Source organism: Paraburkholderia sp. RL17-373-BIF-A, assembly GCF_046030175.1.
Classification (GTDB): domain Bacteria; phylum Pseudomonadota; class Gammaproteobacteria; order Burkholderiales; family Burkholderiaceae; genus Paraburkholderia.
Genome location: NZ_JARESO010000473.1, coordinates 1 through 368, shown reverse-complemented (window position 1 = coordinate 368; position 368 = coordinate 1). Strand labels below are relative to the sequence as shown.

Annotated in this window: 1 protein-coding gene; it reads left to right on the top strand. The window is 58.2% G+C overall.

The annotated features are described in order from the left end of the window. Positions 1-181: 181 nt before the first annotated feature. Positions 182-368 (top strand): sigma factor-like helix-turn-helix DNA-binding protein (locus tag P0D80_RS51435; protein ID WP_408296711.1); only part of this gene is annotated, 187 nt, incomplete at its 3' end.

Sequence of the window (368 nt, the reverse complement as noted above, 5' to 3'; positions counted from 1 at the left end):
AATATTCCACGCTAAAGTGAACAGGGATTCCACGGCAAAAAGAACACGAATTCCACGGCAAAGTTAATGCCGATTCCACGGCAAAAAGAACAGGGTTTCCACGCCATTGCGAACAGGATTTCGGGGTGGCGGCGACGCGGGTCAACGGTGGCACGATCGACAGTTTTGTCGGGAGTGCCGAATGGCAAATGTCAGGTTGACCATGCGCAAAATCAGGGAAGTGCTGCGGCTGCATTTCGAGTGTGACCGCAACCAGAGGGAGATCGCCGACGCGGTCGGTACCTCGACAACGACGGTGTGGCATTACCTGCGCCGCACGCGGCTGGCAGGGCTGAGCTGGCCGCTGCCACCGGAACTGCTGACGGACG